At 44.6% G+C, this 19,665-nt stretch carries 21 protein-coding genes and 1 pseudogene; 10 read left to right on the top strand and 12 right to left on the bottom strand.

Translation table 11 applies throughout. The features are described from left to right. The 10 genes and pseudogenes from AB4503_RS13855 to AB4503_RS13810 all read right to left on the bottom strand — a co-directional run. Positions 1-263: pseudogene (locus tag AB4503_RS13855) on the bottom strand (reverse transcriptase N-terminal domain-containing protein); the annotation flags it as partial. A 648-nt stretch (positions 264-911) separates the two neighbouring features. Next, a complete protein-coding gene (locus AB4503_RS13850; protein ID WP_065585212.1) occupies positions 912-2,336 on the bottom strand; it encodes a cell wall metabolism sensor histidine kinase WalK in 1,425 nt (474 codons plus the stop codon). Then, a complete protein-coding gene (locus AB4503_RS13845; protein WP_005393404.1) occupies positions 2,326-2,982 on the bottom strand; it encodes a response regulator in 657 nt (218 codons plus the stop codon). Before AB4503_RS13845 ends, AB4503_RS13850 begins: the two co-directional genes overlap by 11 nt. A gap of 3 nt (positions 2,983-2,985) precedes the next feature. After that, on the bottom strand, positions 2,986-3,621 hold the full coding sequence (locus AB4503_RS13840; protein WP_017063791.1) for a hypothetical protein: 636 nt from the start codon (positions 3,619-3,621) through the stop codon (positions 2,986-2,988). A 14-nt stretch (positions 3,622-3,635) separates the two neighbouring features. Further along, positions 3,636-4,430, bottom strand: a complete 795-nt coding sequence (locus AB4503_RS13835; protein ID WP_017063792.1) for an SDR family oxidoreductase — start codon at positions 4,428-4,430, stop codon at positions 3,636-3,638. Between the two features lie 8 nt (positions 4,431-4,438). Beyond that, on the bottom strand, positions 4,439-5,122 hold the full coding sequence (locus tag AB4503_RS13830; protein WP_017063793.1) for a TenA family transcriptional regulator: 684 nt from the start codon (positions 5,120-5,122) through the stop codon (positions 4,439-4,441). 25 nt (positions 5,123-5,147) lie between these two features. Further along, complete coding sequence (locus tag AB4503_RS13825) at positions 5,148-6,707, bottom strand: AMP-binding protein (RefSeq protein WP_017066111.1); 1,560 nt, start codon at positions 6,705-6,707, stop codon at positions 5,148-5,150. Between the two features lie 80 nt (positions 6,708-6,787). Beyond that, positions 6,788-7,399, bottom strand: a complete 612-nt coding sequence (locus AB4503_RS13820; protein WP_005464330.1) for a thermostable hemolysin — start codon at positions 7,397-7,399, stop codon at positions 6,788-6,790. Between the two features lie 504 nt (positions 7,400-7,903). Next, positions 7,904-8,665, bottom strand: coding sequence for a transporter substrate-binding domain-containing protein (locus AB4503_RS13815; RefSeq protein WP_108121628.1), 762 nt, complete (start codon positions 8,663-8,665; stop codon positions 7,904-7,906). Positions 8,666-8,917: 252 nt separating this feature from the next. Continuing rightward, positions 8,918-9,550 carry a LysE family translocator gene (locus AB4503_RS13810; protein WP_054541729.1) on the bottom strand — a complete coding sequence of 211 codons (633 nt, stop codon included), beginning with the start codon at positions 9,548-9,550 and terminating at the stop codon, positions 8,918-8,920. Between the two features lie 90 nt (positions 9,551-9,640). Between AB4503_RS13810 and AB4503_RS13805 the strand changes: the two genes are divergently transcribed. Further along, positions 9,641-10,549 carry a LysR family transcriptional regulator gene (locus AB4503_RS13805; RefSeq protein WP_372115111.1) on the top strand — a complete coding sequence of 303 codons (909 nt, stop codon included), beginning with the start codon at positions 9,641-9,643 and terminating at the stop codon, positions 10,547-10,549. A gap of 42 nt (positions 10,550-10,591) precedes the next feature. On the opposite strand, the gene AB4503_RS13800 is transcribed toward AB4503_RS13805, so the two are convergent. Beyond that, complete coding sequence (locus AB4503_RS13800) at positions 10,592-10,930, bottom strand: hypothetical protein (protein ID WP_372115118.1); 339 nt, start codon at positions 10,928-10,930, stop codon at positions 10,592-10,594. Positions 10,931-11,177: 247 nt separating this feature from the next. On the opposite strand from AB4503_RS13800, the gene AB4503_RS13795 reads away from it, so the two are divergent. The 5 genes from AB4503_RS13795 (at position 11,178) to AB4503_RS13775 (ending at position 14,399) form a co-directional block, all read left to right on the top strand. Beyond that, complete coding sequence (locus tag AB4503_RS13795; RefSeq protein ID WP_017067054.1) at positions 11,178-12,011, top strand: AraC family transcriptional regulator; 834 nt, start codon at positions 11,178-11,180, stop codon at positions 12,009-12,011. Between the two features lie 104 nt (positions 12,012-12,115). Continuing rightward, positions 12,116-12,844, top strand: a complete 729-nt coding sequence (locus AB4503_RS13790) for an AzlC family ABC transporter permease (protein WP_372115109.1) — start codon at positions 12,116-12,118, stop codon at positions 12,842-12,844. Between the two features lie 2 nt (positions 12,845-12,846). Continuing rightward, a complete protein-coding gene (locus tag AB4503_RS13785; RefSeq protein WP_029235401.1) occupies positions 12,847-13,176 on the top strand; it encodes an AzlD domain-containing protein in 330 nt (109 codons plus the stop codon). 62 nt (positions 13,177-13,238) lie between these two features. Next, positions 13,239-13,544, top strand: coding sequence for an NIPSNAP family protein (locus tag AB4503_RS13780; protein WP_017070270.1), 306 nt, complete (start codon positions 13,239-13,241; stop codon positions 13,542-13,544). A gap of 81 nt (positions 13,545-13,625) precedes the next feature. Further along, positions 13,626-14,399 carry a viroplasmin family protein gene (locus tag AB4503_RS13775; RefSeq protein ID WP_372115107.1) on the top strand — a complete coding sequence of 258 codons (774 nt, stop codon included), beginning with the start codon at positions 13,626-13,628 and terminating at the stop codon, positions 14,397-14,399. Between the two features lie 184 nt (positions 14,400-14,583). On the opposite strand, the gene AB4503_RS13770 is transcribed toward AB4503_RS13775, so the two are convergent. After that, complete coding sequence (locus tag AB4503_RS13770; protein WP_371724694.1) at positions 14,584-15,732, bottom strand: glycosyltransferase family 4 protein; 1,149 nt, start codon at positions 15,730-15,732, stop codon at positions 14,584-14,586. Between the two features lie 316 nt (positions 15,733-16,048). Between AB4503_RS13770 and AB4503_RS13765 the strand changes: the two genes are divergently transcribed. From AB4503_RS13765 to AB4503_RS13750, 4 genes are all read left to right on the top strand, one after another. Then, positions 16,049-16,975 (top strand): glycosyltransferase, encoded by a 927-nt coding sequence (locus AB4503_RS13765; RefSeq protein ID WP_017062218.1) that lies wholly within the window; start codon positions 16,049-16,051, stop codon positions 16,973-16,975. A gap of 16 nt (positions 16,976-16,991) precedes the next feature. Next, on the top strand, positions 16,992-18,428 hold the full coding sequence (locus AB4503_RS13760) for a lipopolysaccharide biosynthesis protein (protein ID WP_017067059.1): 1,437 nt from the start codon (positions 16,992-16,994) through the stop codon (positions 18,426-18,428). Positions 18,429-18,503: 75 nt separating this feature from the next. After that, complete coding sequence (locus AB4503_RS13755; protein ID WP_017070274.1) at positions 18,504-18,821, top strand: hypothetical protein; 318 nt, start codon at positions 18,504-18,506, stop codon at positions 18,819-18,821. A 130-nt stretch (positions 18,822-18,951) separates the two neighbouring features. Further along, positions 18,952-19,566, top strand: a complete 615-nt coding sequence (locus tag AB4503_RS13750; protein WP_372115105.1) for a LysE family translocator — start codon at positions 18,952-18,954, stop codon at positions 19,564-19,566. Positions 19,567-19,665: the final 99 nt, after the last annotated feature.

The raw sequence follows: 19,665 nt of genomic DNA, 5'->3' as shown, positions 1-19,665 counted from the left end.
CCAGGCGTTTTACTGCCTTTATTTTGAGAAACTCGCTTAACAGCAAGAAGTTTTGCTGAGCGAGAGTGAGTCAGTATCCACTGCAATGCTTTTGCTTAGCCGTGTTTACCGTCTCTAGTTGCCTTTGCGATACGCATTTGAAGCTTTAAGACGTTCGCCTCTACGGCCTTCCAGTTAATGGATTGCCACAGTGCATTGTCAGAAGATGCACTAATCTCATTCGAAATCGTCATTTGCTTTTCTTCCTTAATAAAGTTCTTCAAACTCTCTCGCAACGAGAGACCAGTTGGAAGTGGGCTCACTTTCGTGATCAGGCACAAACCTGTATCTGCGTCATTACAATGCAGCCTTTGCTTTTTCCAACCTCCTCTACCCGCATCACTATCGGCCACAGAGGCTTTCCCGTAGGGAGTGATACAGGCTTACCGTATTTCGTATGTCACGCAATGTCAGTTTAGATGCCCGCTATGGTGCGGAGAGTTCAATGATCACGAAAGAGCATGGGGCAATCTCTTTCCGACTCTCGTGCCTTTTGGCTACAGCGTATTAACCACTTCCGCTGTTTCACAACATAACGCACCTTACGCGGATTCACTTATGTTCATCATGCTGACTACCTAGCACTCACCCGATGTTGTGGTTATCAGGAGGATCGTCCTCTCACGATTTCAATCCCGATTGGAAAATACCAACCTTCGTTACATTGTCAAAGCCGCTACTTTATTCAGGCTCCTAGGTTCATCTGGTGATACAGATGGTTCACTCGTTTAGCGGTGAACAGCGCTTCATACGACTTCACGTCGCACGCCCCATTATTTGTTAGACTAAATACTCAATCAAATACTATTAATAAAAATGATCATACAAATACTAATGTGAGCCTGATAAGCACATTTCTTGATGAAATCTACTTATGCTCTTTCTCCATACTTTGGGAACTCTACTATAAACGTATTCCTACTATTTTCTCTGGGAATGAGCTCAAGTGTTGCACGGTGTAGTGCAGTAATGTCTTTGCAAATTGACATCCCTAAACCCGCACCGTCGCCATGTTCGGAATGACCCCGATAAAACTGTTCGAAGATTCTTTCACGAGTTTCTTTCGGGATGTCTGGGCCAGTATCGGAAATTAAAACTTTGATTGTATTATTTTTCTCTATGACGCTGACTTGGATGTCACTGTGTTCGCCGGAGTAACGAATCGCATTATCGACGAGGTTACGAAATAACACCTCTAACAACATTCGATCACCTGATATAGCGATGTTGGAAGATGATAAACTGATGTCTTGCTTATGCTTCAATGCTAACGGTGCCAAATCAGCAACAACGGTTTGCAACAAAGGGGTTAGTTCAACGGTGTCGAATACACGTTCTGATAAGCTATCTACTTTAGCTAAAGTCAGTAGCTGATGGATAAGGCGGTCAGTGCGTTCAATGCCTTGCAGAATGTTGAGTAAATCTCCTCTCAGTTGCTCCGGATCATTACTTTCAAGCGCATTTTCTACGTTAAGACGAAGGATTGTTAGTGGGGTTTTTAGTTCATGCGCTGCAGCACGTGTAAAGCGTTTCTCTCTTTGCCAGGCTAACTTTAGTTCAGAGAGGAGAGAGTTGAGCGAATCGACAAGTGGTGCGAGTTCAACGGTGTTGTCTTTTACATGAATGCGATCTAATCGGTGTACGTTTCTTTGTGTGATGGCGGTGCGCAGGTCGTTAATCGGTCGGAAATGTTTATCGATCAACCAAAACAGCAAAAGCAACAAAGTTGGTAGTATCAGCAATTGTTCTATTGATGTGGATAGGGCAATTTCGTGGATGATCTCTTTACGTATCTTGTATTTTTCTGCAACCACGACGTATTCATTATCATGTTTTGTTTGTGGTAGTGAAATCTGAAATGTACGCCATTGTGTAGCGTCTTTTACGATATCAGCGTAGCCGTTATTATCAAAGGACGTAGAGAGTGCGTGCAAGCTTTGATCAGAGCTCCAGATTAGTGTGTTGTCTCGATAGAATTGAAAAACCAAGTTTTGTTCATAAGGGTGGCCGAACTTTGTGACATTGTCGTCGTCAGACTTTGACATTGACTCAATGTTTTCCATCCACTCATTAAATAATTCTCGATGGTTAGCGAGAGTCCTCTCTTCCGTTGAAATTGAGAGCGTCAGCAACATTAATTTTGCGGATTGTCCAAGCCTAGCGTCATAAACTTCTTCGACTTCGTGCTTCGCAGATTGGAAACTGAAATAAAGTGAGATGAGTAAGAGGACACTTACCAACACGACTACTGATAGAGTTAACTGACGTTTGATCGAGTACGATTTCTTATCTTTCAAGAATGTACCCCACACCGCGAATATTTTTAATGACCACTTTGGGCGCTTTTTTACGCAAATTGTGAATATGAACTTCGATAGCGTTGTCGCTTGAACCTTCATCCCAGCCGTGCAGTGATTGTTGCAATTGCTCCTTACTTTGCACGCGTCCGGCGTTCGTCATCAAACTGGTGAGGATTTTAAATTCATTGCGTGTGAGTTTAAGCGGCGCGTCATCGTAGCGAATGCTTTGTTCCGATAAGGATAAAGATAACTGTCCAACTTGAATGATTTCTTCTGCACTACCGGATTGACGGCGAATCAACACACGCAAGCGAGCGAGCAACTCTTCGAGTGCAAACGGTTTTCCGAGGTAATCATCTGCGCCGCCATCAAGGCCTTGAACGCGATCGCGAATGTCGTCTCGTGCGGTAAGTATCATCACTGGGAGCTTAAATCCGCCTTTGCGAATATTACGCAGAACTTCCAGTCCATCGATATCGGGGAGAGTGAGATCCAATATTACGGCGGTGAACGCTTCTGTTTTGAGTGCGCTAGTCACGCCAGACCCTTTTTCCACCCAATCCACAGTGTAACCATGGCGACTTAATGAAGTCACCATGGATTGACCGAGTAGTTTGTCATCTTCTACGAGTAATAAGCGCATGATTTATTTCAATCTCCCAAGAGTCGCTTCAATTTCCAGTTTTCGGCCTTTATCTGCCAAAGGTCGGTCAGGGCGAGGTGATGCTTGCATTGCGCGAGTCAAATACACTTTCGCTTCCTTGTCTCGACCTTCTTCTGCAAGGAAGTCTCCATAAAAATAGTTCGGATCGATGCCTTTTGGATTGATCTCTAACGCTTTTTTCAACATTTCTTCGGCTTTATCGTCATCACCAAAGCCAATTGGCCACCCCGGAACTTTGTAATACAGAGAACCTAAACTGGTGTATGCAGAGCCATCGAGCGTTTGTGGTGACGTTGCAATTACCCCTTCGAGTAAAGATTTGGCTTCTTTGGCGAGTGATAGTGCACCTAAGCCACCTTGAGCACCAGCCAGCGATGCTTTATTGATTGCCAGCCAAATAGTGAGTTCGGGATTGCCGGGTTCTCTGTCGAGATAAATACTGGTTTTGGCAATCGCACGATGGAAGCATTGTTCCTTCTCGTCACCATCGGGCGTGCTATACTGACATTCCGCCCATTTCTTTTGAACCTGTTGCAGTGGAGCATTACCTGCCAACGCAGCGGTCGAAGCTAACGTTGAACAAACCGTCAAAGCGAAAAGTAGTTGTTTGGTATTCATCGTCCATGTCCTCTTCAGTGACTGACTCGGTTTACGTATTGGTGAATGGTTTCTTGCTGCTTACGAATCGCAGAAGAAACCACGCTTGGAAGTAGTTGATTGATGCGAGCAAAAAGCTTTTCTGGCCAACCAATCCATTTCGCGGAAATTTCTTTTTCCAACATGGTGACAACGTGATCGGCTACAACTTGCGGCGAGTCCGTTTTGTTACCCAGCTGTCGATTCATTTCATTGACGGCATCGCTATTGAGTGAGGTTTCTGTCGCTCTTGGTGCCAAATACAGCGCACGGATTCCGGTTGCGAACAGTTCTCTGTCGAGCGATTCGGTAAAACGGTGCAACCCCGCTTTTGCCGCGCAATAGGAGGTATAGCCTGGGTAGCCAATTGAGCCGAATGTGGAACCAATATTGAGAATCACCCCAGGCTGTTTTAACCACGTCAACGCCGATTGGCACAGCAGCATCGGCGCAACGAGATTGAGTTGGATTTCGTCTGCAACCTGCGTTGGTCGCTTGTGGCATAACAACGAGAAATCGTTGCTGCCTGCATTGTTAATCAGTGCGTCCACTTTTAGATGTTGGCGCGCTCGATCTTTAATCGTAGTTAATCCTTCTGATGAGGTGATGTCTGCAACGACTAGGTCATGGCGTTCTGGATTCGACAGTTCGCGCTGTAGTGTTTGCAAGCTCTCTTCGTTTCGCCCAACAAGAATGAGGCTGGCACCGCGTTTTGCTAACTCTTGCGCGATGGCTTGCCCTATTCCGCCCGTTGCGCCTGTCAGGAGAATGGTGCTGTTGTTAATGATCATGCTTCACCTCACGCCGCTTGTTGGGTTGAGAAAGAAGGCAAAGAACGCAGCATTTGTCCGTACAATGCGAACACCATTTTTGCGGAGTCGATGATGACTTGTTGATCTTCCACTTTGGTGGTTTTGTTCATCAGTGATTCAAAAAATTGCAGGTGATCTTGGTCTAACACGCTGTGTGAAACCAGGTAAGTCATTGCTGAAGGCGGTAGGCTTAGCGTTGACTGGATTTTTTCTGCCATTTGGCCACCAATGCCGACGCTGGTGCCTTCTAATACCCACACCATCCCAAACAGCGCGAGTGGGTTGTGGCGGTCAATTTTGTGGTAAAGGTAGGAAACCATCAATTCAATCGGCGCACCGACTTGACCTATACCTTTGTTATTGCGTACCGCTTCGGCATCGCCGCCGCACGCTTTGATGTCATTTAAAATCCATTCTTGATGGCCTTTCTCTTCCTCGATGTATTCGGCAATGGCATCTCGTACCCATTCGTATTCGCCAGATAGTCGGCCTCCACACGCCATCAGCAAGGGAACGGTGTGCTTAACGTGATGGTAAGCTTGGGTGAGAAAGGCGATATACATATCTTTGGAAATGTTTCCTTGTTGAACCTCTGCGATGACTGGCGCAGTTAACATTGCTTGTTGAGCAGCGGCAGTGCTTTGTTTGAGTTGTTCGAAAAATAAAGTCATAACCTTCTCCTTAAGAAGCCGTTAACTAAGATGCAGTTTGGAAAGACGTAATGTGTTGCTGAAAGGGCAAATCGATGCGTTGGAGCTTTTGCGCTTGCAGCGTTAATTCAGGCGTTGTGCTCGCTAATAACTGAGCCACATCATGTTCGATTTGATTTCGTTTGAGCTTGCCGTTATCCGTGTACCAATCAGAGATGGCTCGTGGGTAGTCCAGTAGCAATAAGGTTCGGATTTGTGCGTAATCGGGTAGGGTTCGGTTTAATGCATGAACCTTTGATTCGACGTCTTCACTATTGGCAATGACAGCGCATAATGTTTGTTGGCTATCGCCAGTAACGATCAGCGGCGTCATCGGCAAAAACGCCAACGCTTCTGATTCAATCCATTCCGGTGAGACATTTCTGCCATACGCGGTGACGATAAGGTTCTTCTTACGCCCCGAGAGAGTGACAAAACCTTGCGCGTCAATTTGGGCTAAGTCGCCAGTTGCTAACCATTCTTGAGTAAACGGCTCATTCAAATAACCAAGAGCAACGTTGCCTTTGACGAGCAGTTCACCATCTTCCGCGATACGAATCTGAGCGTGGGGAAGTGGTTTGCCACACGTTCCTGCTTTAAATGCGGCTGGTGTATTCAAACAAACGACGGAGCCACATTCAGACAAGCCATAACCTTCAAACGCAGGGATGTTCAGCGCATGCGCGGTGTTAATCAGTTGCGACGACACTCTTGCGCCGCCAACAGCAACAAATTTTAGAGAATCCACAAGAGAGGGCTGCTGTTTCGCGATATGAATGAGCGCAAGCAATAAAGCCGGTGTTAGCACTAAGCTTTCTGGTTTGATGGTCGCTAATGCTTGTGCAAACAGATGCGGTTCGAATTGGCTTGAACCGAGTAAGCCGGTTTGCTCTCCGGGTAAAATATATGACGTCACGCCCAACATGAGTGGGACATAAACGCCGGTTATGTTCTCGAGAAGCGTCGATAACGGAAGCAGCACTAAGTGTGAGTGCGCCGTGCCGTTTACTGCGTCGGCGATCGATTTCGCCACCAAACACAAATGATCATTGCTTAAACACACGCCTTTAGGCTGACCAGTCGAGCCAGACGTAAATGTGATTTTTCCGGTTTCTGGTAGATAAGCTACCTGTGTATCTTCATCTCTCAACTGGCTACGACGCAGCAAAGGCAAATTTGCAATGGAAAACGGATGGTCTTGCTGGTTAAAGCTTTGCTTAGGATTAGAAGCCAACCATGCTTGCCAATCGCCGACTAAAGCATCGACGCCTGATTGCTCTAACGTATGTTCAACTTGTGCATCAGAGAAAAAAGTCGGAATAGGTACGACGACTATGTCTGCCGCCATCGCCGCCAAATCAACAATGGCCCAATCGATACCGTTTTCTGCGCGTAGCGCGAGTGCTTTGATGTTCTGTGCAATAAGCTCGGCGGCAACGAGTTCGATCTTGTTTAACACTTCAGAGTAAGTTAGTTCAACCGTTTGATTCGCTTCGTAGCCGACAAGTGCTGCTCGGTCTGGTGTCGTTTTTGCCCATTTTGTAATGACATCGAGGAGAATATTCATACTTCACCTATATTCTGGCGTTGTGTTTAACCAAGTTGTTCTGGTTGTGTTTGCGGTTTTAACGACGTTTACTTTTCTATCTAGGCTTGTTTGCGTTTTCTTTCTTGGACTAATCGAAGACGTTCGAGTCCTTTTTGCAAATTGCCAGCTAACACACGCGGTTGATGTTCGTAGTATGACCCCCAAGTGGACTCGGCATCGGGGACTTTGTTTTGATCGGCCTGCGCGATGATATGAGGCTCCAATCCTAGGCGCGCCATCATGGCGTGAAGTGGGTCTGTCGCGGTGAAGATGCACCATTCAAAACCGAGGTTGACCAGCATTTCTGCGATGAGGTAAAAGTGCAGAGATGACATGCCCTTAGCGAAAGACGCCAAGTGACCAAACTCCACTAAGTTCGAACGTTTTACGTCGCAGTTAAATACGTTAGAAACCAGCTTTTGGGCGTCGTCTTCTAAATACTGTTCAAGGAACAAAGGCTCATCTTCGGCGATGCGAAAGCCGCATACGGAAACAATTTGGCCGCCTTCAATGAGGGTTAAATACGCCGGCATAAACTGTTTGAGCTCGGCAAAGAATGCTTCTTGATAACGCTGAGAAACATGCTCGATAACTTGGCTCCAAAGCGGATGCATTGGATAAACGATGTCTAAAGTAAAGCCATCTGCAGAAGTTTGTGCATGGTGTTTCATGAGCGCTTCCTTTGTTTGAGTAGTTATTAACAAAATAAAACGCGAAACTTAAGAAACTCTTAAGGAATGAGTGTTTGTAAATAAATTATTCTGTAAAGACCACTAAGTAATCTGCACCATCAATATTGGACACCAAGTTAAGCAACTTTCGATACTTTTAGTTATCCATAACTTACTAATTTAGCAAAGCCTCTGAAACGTTTTTGTCCAAAAGTTTGTTACACACATGTCGATTATGTCTGCTAGAGGATTAATTGGAGCGTAGTAAATTTACTACGTTGAATCTTAGTCGTTGTTCAAATTTGCAGACTTTCGATGCAATGTTATGCGAACTTATACTGCAAATAGTATTGTAAGTCTTTGATGTTTGGTTCGAGTTATGCTGACTTATCCTGCAAGCATCACCTTAAAAAAGCCGCTCTTTATGAGCGGCTTTTTGCTATCTGAAACTTTCAAAAAGTGAACAACAGTTCGTGATTGGTGGTGTTCACTTTGTACATCAGCCTATTCGTAAATGCTGTATGAAAAGTATTTACTTGCGATTTTTTGATGTTGACCATTGTCGATCAGTCTTTGTATTCCACTATCGATAAGATCTTTTAATTCGTCATCTTGTTTTCTAACAGCGACTCCAATACCACGACCAAACCACTTCTCTTCTGTAAATTTAGGGCCTGTAAAGTGATAGTCCTTACCCTGATCCGTTTCAAGAAAGCCTGCGTTGAGCCCCATTGAGCCACCAAACACGCTATCTAAGCGGCCGTTGAGTAAATCGGTAAAGGCTTCATCGAATGAGCCGTAACGTTTGATATCTACATCTGGATAGATCTCAGAAAGGTACTTGTCACCAATAGTTGCTCGTTGAACCCCAATTGTTAGTTCATTTAAGCTGCCGTCATCCATATTGATTTCACGCCCCTTTTCCATGACAAAACGAGTGGGAACTTTAGCGTAAGGCATAGTGAAATTAACTTTCTTTTCACGTTCTTCGGTAATGGTCATAGCCGCTATAATTGCATCGTTTTTACGGCTTAAAAGTGATGGGATAATACCGTCCCAATCAGTTTTTGAGATGATACATTTTAGTTCTAATTCGATACACAAGGCGTTGGCTAAATCGACTTCAAACCCCTCTAATTCACCATCCTGCGTTGTCCAACTGAACGGAGGGTAAGCCCCTTCAACAGTAAAGCGAATTTGTTTCCAATCTTTAGCGTACGTGAACACAGAGAAAACACTGACGAATGCAACAAGTATCCATTTCATTGGTTATTTCCTTATAGTAATAATGGATATGAATAATTAACCAATTGTTAACATTTATCAATGCAAATGCATATTGATGTGAGCAAAGGCATGCAGATCAATCAGTTTGCTCCAGTTTTATTGCCAGAAGTACTGTTAGCGTATTTAAGGACGTTAACAATACTTATCCGATTAATCCGCAGGTAGCGTTACAGCAGACGATTTTTCCCCTCGAATGAAACCCAATTTATTGTTTTTCCTTTACTGGTTCGACTATAGGTTGGAGCTGTGACTTGTTACTGCGAGTACGATGGCTGCAGTTAGAAGCGCTGAGCCACCGATTTTATTCAGGTACGTTGGGTGATCTTGCATAAACCCAAGCAGCTTCTTGGCAGAGATGGCGTAAATCATCACCCACGTAAAATCCAACACTGCCATTGTGGGGCACATCACCAACATTTGTGATAACAGGGGCTTGGTTGGGTCTATGAACTGGGGGAAGAATGCAGTGAAAAAGACAATCGCTTTGGGGTTACCCGCAGCAACGAAGAAACCACTTAAATAGAGTCTGTGGCCTGAAATCGCGGTGGGTGAATTGGTGGTTATTTGTGCATCACACTCAGGTTTATCACGCAACATCTTGATACCCATATACAGCAATGTTGTGACCCCAAGCCACTTGATAACGGCGAATGCTAGTTCAGACGTTGACATTATGATGCCAAGTCCAACTGCAACAATGATCATCTGTATGAAGTTTGCTGAGATATCGCCTAGTGCCGTAAAAATAGCTTTATTAACGCCATATTTCATTGAATGAATGACGCCCAACAAAATGCTGGGACCTGGCGTCATGGTTAAGATAAGTGAAGCGAGGCAGAAGGTTAGCCATGTTTCTATAGTCATTTGTTTTCTCCGGGTGACTGGTATCTATTTTTTGGAAAAAGTAGTCTGCTAGCATAGAGATAGATATCAAAATAACCTGAGGTTATATAAATGGTTGAAGACTTGGAAAGCATCCCATCATTAGTTCCCAAATTACTTCTGCAGTTACTAGCGCTCGGAAGTATCACTGATGCCGCTCTGGTATTAGGAGTCAGTCAACCCGCTGCGAGCAAGGCTCTTCGACGTGCTGAAGATGTGTTAGGTTTCGCTTTAGTCCGAAGAGACAGTCGCCCCTTATTGTTAACAGAGGAAGGGAGGTTGATTGCTGAGTTCGCTAAACAGCAGGAATTGCAGGGAGAGGTGTTATTGAGACAGCTTCGACTTATTCAAAAAGATGGCGCTGGACAGGTGAAAGTGGCTTCTTTTGGCGCATCCGCTTCCACACATATTTTACCCAGCCTAATTCATGCGATCAGCCAACACTTACCTCAAGTTAAAATTGAAATAAGCGAGTTTACTGACGAAGGAGCATTATTAGCATTGCGAGAGGGGCGCGTAGATTTTGCAATCGCGGTTGATAAAGAGTATTTGGATCTAGATATCATCCCAGTCTTTACTGACCGTATGGTGGCTTTAGTTCATGAAGATGACCCTTTATCCCAGTTGCCAGTTTTGTCGGCTGTGGATATCGAAGATCGAGATTTTATACTGAGTAAAGGGGGCAGCGAGGCGCTCATTAGAGAATGGTTTAAGCTATCAAAATCTCGCCTTAAAGAAAAACACACCATTGTTCAATTGACCTCGATACTTGCTTTGATTAGAGCGGGCTTAGGTGTTTCTATTGTTGCAGAGCTTGCCGTTCCAGAATCTCATCCCGGCGTAAATGTTATTCCTCTTGCGCCCGAGTACCCTCGTAATATTTGTGTAGCGAAAAGAAGCGGTTGTTTTTCTTCGAACGCAGCCAGGTTAACTTGGGATTTTTTGAGTAAAAATAGGTCACTTAATTACCTAAGCAAGTGAGACCATTAAGTGCGAACAGACGTTTATCTATCATTGCCTCATTTAATTCGCAGGCAACACAACGGCAGACGCTTCTTCCTCCGAATCTTCTTTGTCTTCTACTTGGTCAGCAACCCAATCAATCGTCTTTGTTAGATAAAGCTTATTGGTTTCGGTATCGCACCAACTCTTGGATAACCCTCTTCGATTGAGTTCACTGCCAATTGCTGCGAGTGTCTGGTTACTTGAGCGCCCGTAATACAAGGTGTCGCACAGTTGAAGGTTCGACATCGATTGTGGGTATGTATTAACCGACGATGAGTTCATGCTTAGTGCTTTGGACTGATTATGCGTGCAACCCGTAAGGCTCAAGAAAAAGATCAATGCTAAGGCTTTCTTCATCATATCTCTGAACAGTTACTAATAATTGGCGGGGATTATGAGCATGATTAAGTCGTTGATTTGTCAATTCTTCGCTAACTGCTTAAAGACCACGATCTTGCTCGCAATTAGAGCACGTTATTGAGCCGTTTAATTCCTAGGTCAAAAAATGTATTAACCGCCAAATGCGCAATTTTGTACAAAAGCTGAAAGAGCCTATAGAGTAGACTGATAAGTCGCTCGATAATTAACAGGCTTGGGAATTGTTATGGAGAACAAGAAACGCTCTAAAGAAAAGGCCGAATATAAGATAACCGAAGAGCTCGGTGGCCTTGAAATTCTTAATGCTGAATACGAAAAGCAGAACTTCTCGCGCCACAGCCACGAAGGTTACACGCTGGGAGTCATCGAGCAGGGCGCTCAGCGTTTCTATCGAACGGGCGGGCATCATATTGCGCCACAAAATGCGATTATTCTGGTCAATGCCGACGAAGTTCATAGCGGTCACTCTGCCACTGAAGGCGGTTGGGCGTATCGAGCCATGTATCCACTTCCAGAGCAACTTGCCAATATCACTCAAGAGCTAAACTTACCCAATTACGGCGCGCCTTACTTCCCAAGAGCGGTTGTTGAAGATCCTGAACTCGCTAATCAATTGAGGTTGGTCTTTAACACGATAGATGAATCCGACAATCGCCTGTTAAGAGAGACCTTGATGTATGGGATGTTGGTTAAGCTGATTAGCCGACATGGAAAATCGCCGCTTAACCCCCAACTCGATGGGAAAACTCAGCGCCAACTTGTCTTAGTGAAAGAGTTCTTAGATGACTTTCCACAAGCCGATGTGTCCCTAGAAGAGCTATCTAAGTTAGCGGCATTGAGTCCGTTTCACTTAGTACGTTCTTTTCAAAAAGAGTTTGGTCTTCCGCCACATGCGTATCAGATCCAATCTCGGCTAAGGCTTTCTCGTAAGCTATTGAAGCAAGGGCATACCATTTCAGATACCGCGCAAGAGTGTGGCTTTCACGACCAAAGCCATTTTCATCGACACTTCAAAAAGGCCAATGGCTACACGCCGGGGCAATACATTAAAATGCTCTAAATCGGACACCTTAATTCGTTCGCGAAATCGAGCAAGTTTGTGCAATCGAACCGACTCCACTCTTCTTACATTGAATAGCGAATGTAAAGAGAGAAAAGAATGATATGGACAGTGAAACAATGGATAGACGAACACAGTTATGGAAAGGCGTTTTAGCGGGAATGCCTTTGAGTATTGCGGTAATCCCTTGGGGAATTCTAGCCGGTTCATATGCGATAGATGCCGGATTGAATCAACTTCAAGCGCAAGCGATGTCGGCTATTTTGTTTGCTGGCTCAGCACAACTTGTTGCTGCAGGTATGTTTAAAGCGGGTATTGGTTTAGGCACTATGTTGTTGACCACACTGTTCATCACCTCAAGGCACTTTCTGTATAGCGTATCGATGCGTGACAAAATCAGCCATCTTCCTGCGCGTTGGCGTCTATTACTCGGTTTTTGGCTCACCGACGAGCTGTTCGCGATTTGTAGTGGGCAGTCTCAGAATGAATTTAATCGCTGGTATGCTGCGGGTGTAGGCGGCGGTTTTTATCTCGTTTGGAATATTGCGAGCTTCGTTGGCATTGTCGCGGGAAGCCAAATTCCTTCACTCAATGAAATTGGGCTCGATTTCGTGGTCGCAGCAACCTTTATCGCTTTGGTGTTCCCATTAATCCGAACTCTACCCGTCGTGGTGTGTGTGGTGGTTTCACTGGTCACTTCGGTTGCCATGTCGGTTAACAATATTGAGGGCGGACTAATGATTGCAGCGATTGCAGGTATGTTAGCGGGCTTTTTGAGTGAATCGTTCCAAGAGCGAAACAACGGTAACAAGACAATCGTGGAGGGGAAATAGAGATGATTTGGTTAACGATATTCCTCATGACTGCGATTGTTTTCTTTAGTCGGTATCTGTTTCTTGAGCCTGCAATCCCGCTTCGACTCAATCAAACCGCAAGGCGCCTATTGCGCTATTCAAGCCCAGCGGTGCTGACTGCGATTTGGGGGCCAATTGTATTTGCTCCTGAACAAACATTTTGGCCAAGCCTTGAAAACCCATACTTGATAGGCGCGGTGGTGACTGGCTTATTGATTTGGAAAACAGGCAATGTGCTACTAACGATCGGCGTTAGCATGGCGGTGTTTTTGTTCTATAACCTTGTCGCGGTTGATTACCTTTTCTCGTGAGCTTCAACTTCAATGTCAACTTAGGCTTTGTGTTTCTCCTATTATTTAAGGGCTGTATAAATATGATTACTTGTTATGTTCGATATGTGATTGATCCTAAAAAGGTAAATGAGTTTGAGGCATACGCAAAAATGTGGATTCCACTGGTCGCTAAATTCGGGGGCCAACACAATGGTTATTTCTTACCGTCGGAAGGGGCGAACAATATTGCCTTGGCGCTGTTTACCTTTGAAAGTTTGGCTGCCTATGAAGAGTATCGGATTAAATCGTTGAACGATGCTGAGTGTATTAAAGCGTTTGAATTTGCAGACGAAGTTGATTGCATCGTGAGTTATGAACGCAGCTTTTTTAGACCTGTTTTAGAGTGATAGACCTTGCAACGTATAGCGTGGTGGCATCTAATGTACTGATTCACTGTTTGTGTGTTTAGGTTTTGGTAAGGAGTTAGTTTGGCTAAGAAATATTATGTGGTTTGGAAAGGTCGTACACCGGGTATTTTTACCACTTGGAATGACTGTAAGTCTCAAGTCGATGGCTTTGCTGGTGCGAGATATAAATCGTTCCCAACACTAGGCGAGGCTGAGTCTGCTTTCGGTGGTAAAACGTCGTCTGCGTCAGGTTCTACAGCGACAAAGCCAAACTCTGCGGGTAAGGCGACGAAAGCTAAGGTGCCGCCTCTTTCGGAGCAGCAAATCACTGATATGCCTTTTGATATCAAGATCTTTACTGACGGTGCTTGTGAGCCAAACCCCGGTGAAGCGGGGACGGGTTTAGCGGTATACCGAAACAACCAATTAACAGAATTGTGGTATGGCTTGTATCAACCTGTTGGTACCAACAATACCGCCGAATTACATGGGCTTAAGCAAGCGTTTATTCTCGCAAAAGAGAAGCTAAACGCGGGCCTCTCTGTTGCGATCTATTGTGATTCTAAGTACTCAATTGATTGTATTACTAAGTGGGCAACGGGTTGGGAGAAAAAGGGCTGGACCAAGTCTGGCGGTGAGATCAAAAACCTCGATATTATTAAGCCTGCGTATGCGCTCTACCAAGAACTGGCTTCAAAAATTACCATCTACCATGTGAACGGTCACGTTGGTATTGAAGGTAACGAACTGGCCGATAGAATGTCGATTGTGGCTATTTCATCGAAAGAGCAACAACTCGCTCAATATCGTGACATCGAAGATATTGAGTCTATTTTGGCACTGCGAGCAGGCTAGTTAGGCTTCTTAATGAAAAGCTACTGAAAGCATAAGTCGCGATCATTGGGCAGTGCTAAGTTGAGCGTTACATTTCAAATTGATGTAGCGCTCTTTTGTTTTGTGGTGCTCCGCTTTCTTATGGTGCTTAGTCGTTCTTGTGAGACGTAGCAGCCCTTGCGATGCTTACTGCCTGAGTTAATCCTTATTGAGCTGGGTTCTCTATCCAACGAGATAATTGCTGAGCTTGTTTGATCGAATTAAAACTGTCTTTCACTCTCTCACGTGCCTTTAAACCCATCGATGCTTTATCGTTGCTGCTTAGCTGCGCGAAACGCTCAATAGCTTCTCTTAATTCTTCCACGTTTTTTTCGCTAACCACAAAGCCTGTCTCTGGTGAGACGATCTCTTTGCATCCCATGATGTTGGTGGTAATGACTGGTGTTCCCACAGCCATCGCTTCTTTTAAAACCAGAGGCCCTGTATCCACACATCCGGTTTCGGAAAAACAGAAGGGCGCGATTAGGCTGTCATAGTTCGATAGTTTTTCTTTTACCCATTCGTGAGGTTTCGCTCCAAGAAAGGTCACGTTTCGAGCAAGTCCTTTTTCTTTGACCTGCAATTTTAACTGTTGCTCTAAATCGCCAGTACCGATGATATCGAGATGAATGTCGAGAGGTTCGGCAATCGGCGCCAATGCATCAATAAGATGGTGGATGCCTTTTTGCTCCACTAATCGGCCAAGGAAAACAAAGCGAAGTTGTTTCGTTTCGGTTTTTGGGTTGAGTTGGAATTGTTTAGTATTCACTCCGCAGTGCAGGAGCTTAATGTTTCCTTTCGCCATGGTATTGAAGTCAGCGAGCATGTCTTTACAAACTGCAACCACAAAATCACTCGATGAGATTTTATGTTCAATGTCATAAGCGAACTCGTAAACATCATGACCATGAGCAACGAACGAACAGGTGATATTCAGCAGCTTTGCCGCGACGATGGCGTGAGCAGTGGTGTGCTGACAGAAATGCGCGTGAACGTGTTCGACGTCGTTTTCCGCGAGTTGCAGCGCTAATTTAAACCCATAAGCGAACAGTGACTTTTTGGGCATGCTGGTTTGCTTAGAAATAAATGAGACAGCCTTGATGAAACCTATCCAGTTAATGCTGGCGACTTTACCCTTCCGAACATTTTTACCTATTTCGACAATGTCGTAGTCGAACTGTTTTTCACTGTTTTCAATTTTGAACGTCATTACACACACATCGTGCCCACACGCTTTCACAGAGTCGACTTCTGTTTGAATGAAGGTCTCACTGAGTACTGGGTAGGTTGGCGCCACAAATGCTACTTTCTTCATTCCTTACTCCTCAAATCCATATGACTAAAGCTATCAAGCCAAGGTAATAACCAATAAAGCAAGATACGAACCAAGATCGAATCGTAGCTTTGGAGGGCTTTCTGATTGCTTTTCGAAGGTTACCCCTTAAGAGGTGGCTCGTTTTCTCAAATTGATAATCAAATTGGAGTTGCAGTTTTTTTGAACATCTGTGTTTGGTCGTCATTTTGAAAATGGACGCGTAGGTGACTGATATAGAGGTGATTTTGTAGTAAGACACTCTCGGCATAGAACATGCAACGTCAGCCATATAACGTATAAATCTGAGGGCGTCATTATGGCTAAAGTAAGTGTTGTTATTCCTACCTACAATTGTTTGGATTACCTGCCGAAAGCGATTGGTAGTGTACTAAAGCAGACTCATCAAGATGTTGAGCTGATTGTCATTGACGATAACAGTAACGATGGAACGTCGACGTATCTTGCTTCTATAGACGATGAACGCATTATTACGTTGTCCACATTGGGTGTTGGTGCGCCTCAAGCGAGAAACCTAGGGATTGAAAAGGCGACCGGTGAATACATCGCTTTTTTAGACGCAGACGATTTCTGGTTTCCTGAAAAAATTGAGCGCCAACTCGAATTTCATCAACGTTACCCTGATCTCGCGATGAGCTTTACTAACTACGAGCATCTTACTGAAGATTACCAAGTAATAGTCGACTGCTTTAGTTACTGGTCGCAGTTTCAAGATCAAGATGAGCTGTTCATCAATATCGAGAACCCGTTGGAGTTCATCATAGAAAATAACGTGATTGGAACATCAACGGTCATGGTGAAAGCGGATGTGTTTTCTCAAACAGACAGTTTCAATGCTGACATCAAGTATGGGGAAGATTGGGAACTGTGGCTTCGAATGAGTGAAAACCATCAGATCGGTGTGTTGAACTCGGTGCAGGTTGGCTACTTGATGAGAGCGAGCTCTGTTACCCAAACTGAAAGTCTTAAATTGAGAAATTTGCAGTCTATAGAGACTATTCTTCAACATTACCAAAATGACAGTCAACGATGGAATCTACCCACTTCTAGCTTCAAAATCGCAAAGGCGAGAATACTGGAAGGTTATGCTGACTATTATCGAGGTTTACAACAGAATAGACAGGCTATTGCCTACAGTTTCCGTTCTTTGGTCATGTCACCTCAAAAACGCACATTGCGACACCTAATTGGAGACTGTAAAAGTTTCCTAAAGCCAGCTTGGTAAGGAAAAGGTGACGACTATGGGTTCTTTAAAGCAGTCGGCTTACTACGCCATCGGTATATTAATGATGAAAGGGATTTCATTGGTGATGATCCCGTACATTACGCACAATATGACGTTGGCAGAGTATGGTTCCTTAGAAGCCATTGTCTTGCTGGCAGACATTGGGACGATATTGTTCAGCTTCGGTATTGTCGATGCCATGTATCGTTATGTGGGTGTCGCCGAAGGTGATGAAAAGCAAAAGCTCGTCTCGAACTGCTTCACATTGAGCGTGCTGGTGTGCGTGCTTGGGGGCGCCTTGATTGCCCTCAGTATGCCGTTGTTAATCTTAATGTTGCCAGTTGAATTCCAGCCTTACCAGATACTGCTTCTGCTTATTCCTACCATGCTCGATGGGGCGATTTCTATCCCGCTAACGCTGATGCGTATGAACGCGATGGCGAAACGTTTTTGCATGCTCAATGTGTTGAAAGCCGGTGTTCAAGCCATCATGACTTTTGTTTTGCTTGAGGCTGGATACGGTATAGATGGCGTGTTGATTTCAGCTGCGGTATCCAGTGTGTTGCTAATGGTTTGTTTAGTGCGTTATCAATGGCAAGAGATGGGATCTTTTGGTTGCTTCAAATACTCGGCGAAGATCTTAAAATTCGGACTGCCCGTTCTGGTTGGCGGTGCATCAATGTATATGATCATGGGGCTCGACCGCTGGGTAATGGCAAGCTTCGTCGGTGTCGAAGAACTCGCGATTTATGCGGTTAGCGGAAAGTTCGCGTTGATTCTTGGTCTGTTGTTGCAGCCTTACGCGCTTTGGTGGTTTCCAAACCGTGTGGCGATGCTTCAACAGCCGGGTGGCAGTAAGATGTGTGCCGATAGGGCGTTAGTCGGAGTGAACCTCGCCATTGTTTTAGGTTCGTTGATGATTCTAACGGTACCCGGATTTATTTCTCTCATTTTACCGAGCAGTTATCATTACGCGGGGGCCATTGTTGTTGCGCTGCTTGCGATTAGCGTTATCAAAAATGCAGGTGATTATCTTAACCTTGGTTGTTTCAGTGGCGATTCGAGTCAATCTCAAATGTGGATTCAAGGTGGATGTGCGGTCTTGGCGGCCATTGGTTATTTCACAGTGACGCCTATTTATGGCGTGTGGGGTGTTGTCGCGGTTCTTTGTGCAACTTATGTTGTGCGGCTCATGCTTCTGTATGTTGTAAGCCAAGCGATGGAACAATTACCTTATGAACACAGCAAGTGGGTAACCGCAGTTAGCATCGCATTAGTAGCGATAGCAAGTGATCAACTTCTGGGATTGGTGTTGGTTGATGTCCATGACTTTATTCTTGGATCGGCTGTTGGTGTAATCGCGCTGGTGGCCTTTGTTAAATACTCAGTGATCGTTGTCCCGCAAGCTCTGCTCGACAAGTTGATGCTGGGTAAGCAGTCTCACGCAAATTAAAATAAAACACTGTTCATAATGTGTGAGATTCGATAGTATTTATAAATTCAATGAATGCCATCAATGGAAAGATACATGAACAAGTGGATTGTGCTCTCAGCTCTATTCTCAACCTTATCGTACGCTTCGTCTGAATTGTCTAACCACGACGTACTCACTCAGCACTTTGACGTTCCTGAAGCTATCTCCTTAGAAAATCAAAACAGGGTATGTAATAGCCTTGTTTGTAGTTCGGTGTCTGCGCCAAAATCTGTTCCTGCTGTTGGCGACTTCCCAGAGCGAGAATCAAACCCAACGATAGATACAATTGCGAGCGCTATCTATTTCGTCGGTGAGATTGGTGTCGCCGAAAATCTAGCGACACCCGAGTACGAACAGTTTTTTGAGAACTGATTGAAAATTTACTGTATAGATTTGGTGCTTATTTTTTATGCAGTTACAAAAGATATGAAATGCTGTTATAAACGATAAGACCTTGTTTAAGGATTTTATAATCACGGCATTTGGCAATTAGGAAGCACCAATGGAAATCTGGAAGTTACTGCTGTTTATCCCCGCTTGTTTTGCGCTCAACATGACTCCGGGCCCAAACAATTTGTTATCAATGAACAACGCCCGTTGTTACGGATTTCAGGCCGCCTTTGTCGCAGGCCTAGGAAGAATCCTCGCTTTTTCTGGCATGATTGCTTTGGCTGCATCTGGCTTAGCGGTTGTGCTTTATACTTCTGAAACGCTGTTTTTCCTGATCAAACTATTTGGCGCGATGTATCTGTTGTGGATCGCGTTCAACCTATGGCGCTCACACGCCAGTCCGGTCGTGGATATCGAACGAAATAAGAATTGGTTTGGTCTAGTTAAACAAGAGTTCACCCTTGCAGCTGGTAACCCTAAAGCGATACTCATCTTTACCGCATTTCTGCCTCAATTCGTTGATGTTTCAGCCAATGTAAACACACAGTTCTTCATTCTAGGTGGCACATTCCTAGTGTTAGAAATGCTCGCGATATCTATCTACGCGGCATTTGGCTTATACCTCAGAAACTGGTTCTCCAAGCCGCAAATGGCTAAGCGTTTCAACAAAGCGTGCTCGGTTTTTCTTGCGTTATCTGGCGCAAATTTGTTGGTTATTCGACAGTAAAACATAAGTAACCTAATCTACTCCTCAGGCGTTAGTTAAGTGGCATCTTCGTTAAGGTAGTTCGTAAGCCTTTAGGCTGTTGATATATTATTAATAGCA

It is taken from the genome of Vibrio sp. 10N.222.55.B11, from assembly GCF_041473705.1.
Lineage (GTDB): Bacteria > Pseudomonadota > Gammaproteobacteria > Enterobacterales > Vibrionaceae > Vibrio > Vibrio crassostreae_C.
Note: the sequence above shows the minus strand (reverse complement) of the source record. Positions and strands in the feature narration are given on the sequence as shown.

What these genes read in the sequence shown, in the direction of transcription:
- AB4503_RS13840 (WP_017063791.1), bottom strand. Translation starts at nt 3,621, where the DNA reads ATGAATACCAAACAACTACTTTTCGCTTTGACGGTTTGTTCAACGTTA.
- AB4503_RS13770 (WP_371724694.1), bottom strand. Translation starts at nt 15,732, where the DNA reads ATGAAGAAAGTAGCATTTGTGGCGCCAACCTACCCAGTACTCAGTGAG.
- AB4503_RS13755 (WP_017070274.1), top strand. Translation starts at nt 18,504, where the DNA reads ATGAACAAGTGGATTGTGCTCTCAGCTCTATTCTCAACCTTATCGTAC.
- AB4503_RS13820 (WP_005464330.1), bottom strand. Translation starts at nt 7,399, where the DNA reads ATGAAACACCATGCACAAACTTCTGCAGATGGCTTTACTTTAGACATC.
- AB4503_RS13805 (WP_372115111.1), top strand. Translation starts at nt 9,641, where the DNA reads ATGGTTGAAGACTTGGAAAGCATCCCATCATTAGTTCCCAAATTACTT.
- AB4503_RS13785 (WP_029235401.1), top strand. Translation starts at nt 12,847, where the DNA reads ATGATTTGGTTAACGATATTCCTCATGACTGCGATTGTTTTCTTTAGT.
- AB4503_RS13760 (WP_017067059.1), top strand. Translation starts at nt 16,992, where the DNA reads ATGGGTTCTTTAAAGCAGTCGGCTTACTACGCCATCGGTATATTAATG.
- AB4503_RS13810 (WP_054541729.1), bottom strand. Translation starts at nt 9,550, where the DNA reads ATGACTATAGAAACATGGCTAACCTTCTGCCTCGCTTCACTTATCTTA.
- AB4503_RS13845 (WP_005393404.1), bottom strand. Translation starts at nt 2,982, where the DNA reads ATGCGCTTATTACTCGTAGAAGATGACAAACTACTCGGTCAATCCATG.
- AB4503_RS13750 (WP_372115105.1), top strand. Translation starts at nt 18,952, where the DNA reads ATGGAAATCTGGAAGTTACTGCTGTTTATCCCCGCTTGTTTTGCGCTC.
- AB4503_RS13825 (WP_017066111.1), bottom strand. Translation starts at nt 6,707, where the DNA reads ATGAATATTCTCCTCGATGTCATTACAAAATGGGCAAAAACGACACCA.
- AB4503_RS13835 (WP_017063792.1), bottom strand. Translation starts at nt 4,430, where the DNA reads ATGATCATTAACAACAGCACCATTCTCCTGACAGGCGCAACGGGCGGA.
- AB4503_RS13765 (WP_017062218.1), top strand. Translation starts at nt 16,049, where the DNA reads ATGGCTAAAGTAAGTGTTGTTATTCCTACCTACAATTGTTTGGATTAC.
- AB4503_RS13780 (WP_017070270.1), top strand. Translation starts at nt 13,239, where the DNA reads ATGATTACTTGTTATGTTCGATATGTGATTGATCCTAAAAAGGTAAAT.
- AB4503_RS13795 (WP_017067054.1), top strand. Translation starts at nt 11,178, where the DNA reads ATGGAGAACAAGAAACGCTCTAAAGAAAAGGCCGAATATAAGATAACC.
- AB4503_RS13800 (WP_372115118.1), bottom strand. Translation starts at nt 10,930, where the DNA reads ATGAAGAAAGCCTTAGCATTGATCTTTTTCTTGAGCCTTACGGGTTGC.
- AB4503_RS13830 (WP_017063793.1), bottom strand. Translation starts at nt 5,122, where the DNA reads ATGACTTTATTTTTCGAACAACTCAAACAAAGCACTGCCGCTGCTCAA.
- AB4503_RS13790 (WP_372115109.1), top strand. Translation starts at nt 12,116, where the DNA reads ATGGACAGTGAAACAATGGATAGACGAACACAGTTATGGAAAGGCGTT.
- AB4503_RS13815 (WP_108121628.1), bottom strand. Translation starts at nt 8,665, where the DNA reads ATGAAATGGATACTTGTTGCATTCGTCAGTGTTTTCTCTGTGTTCACG.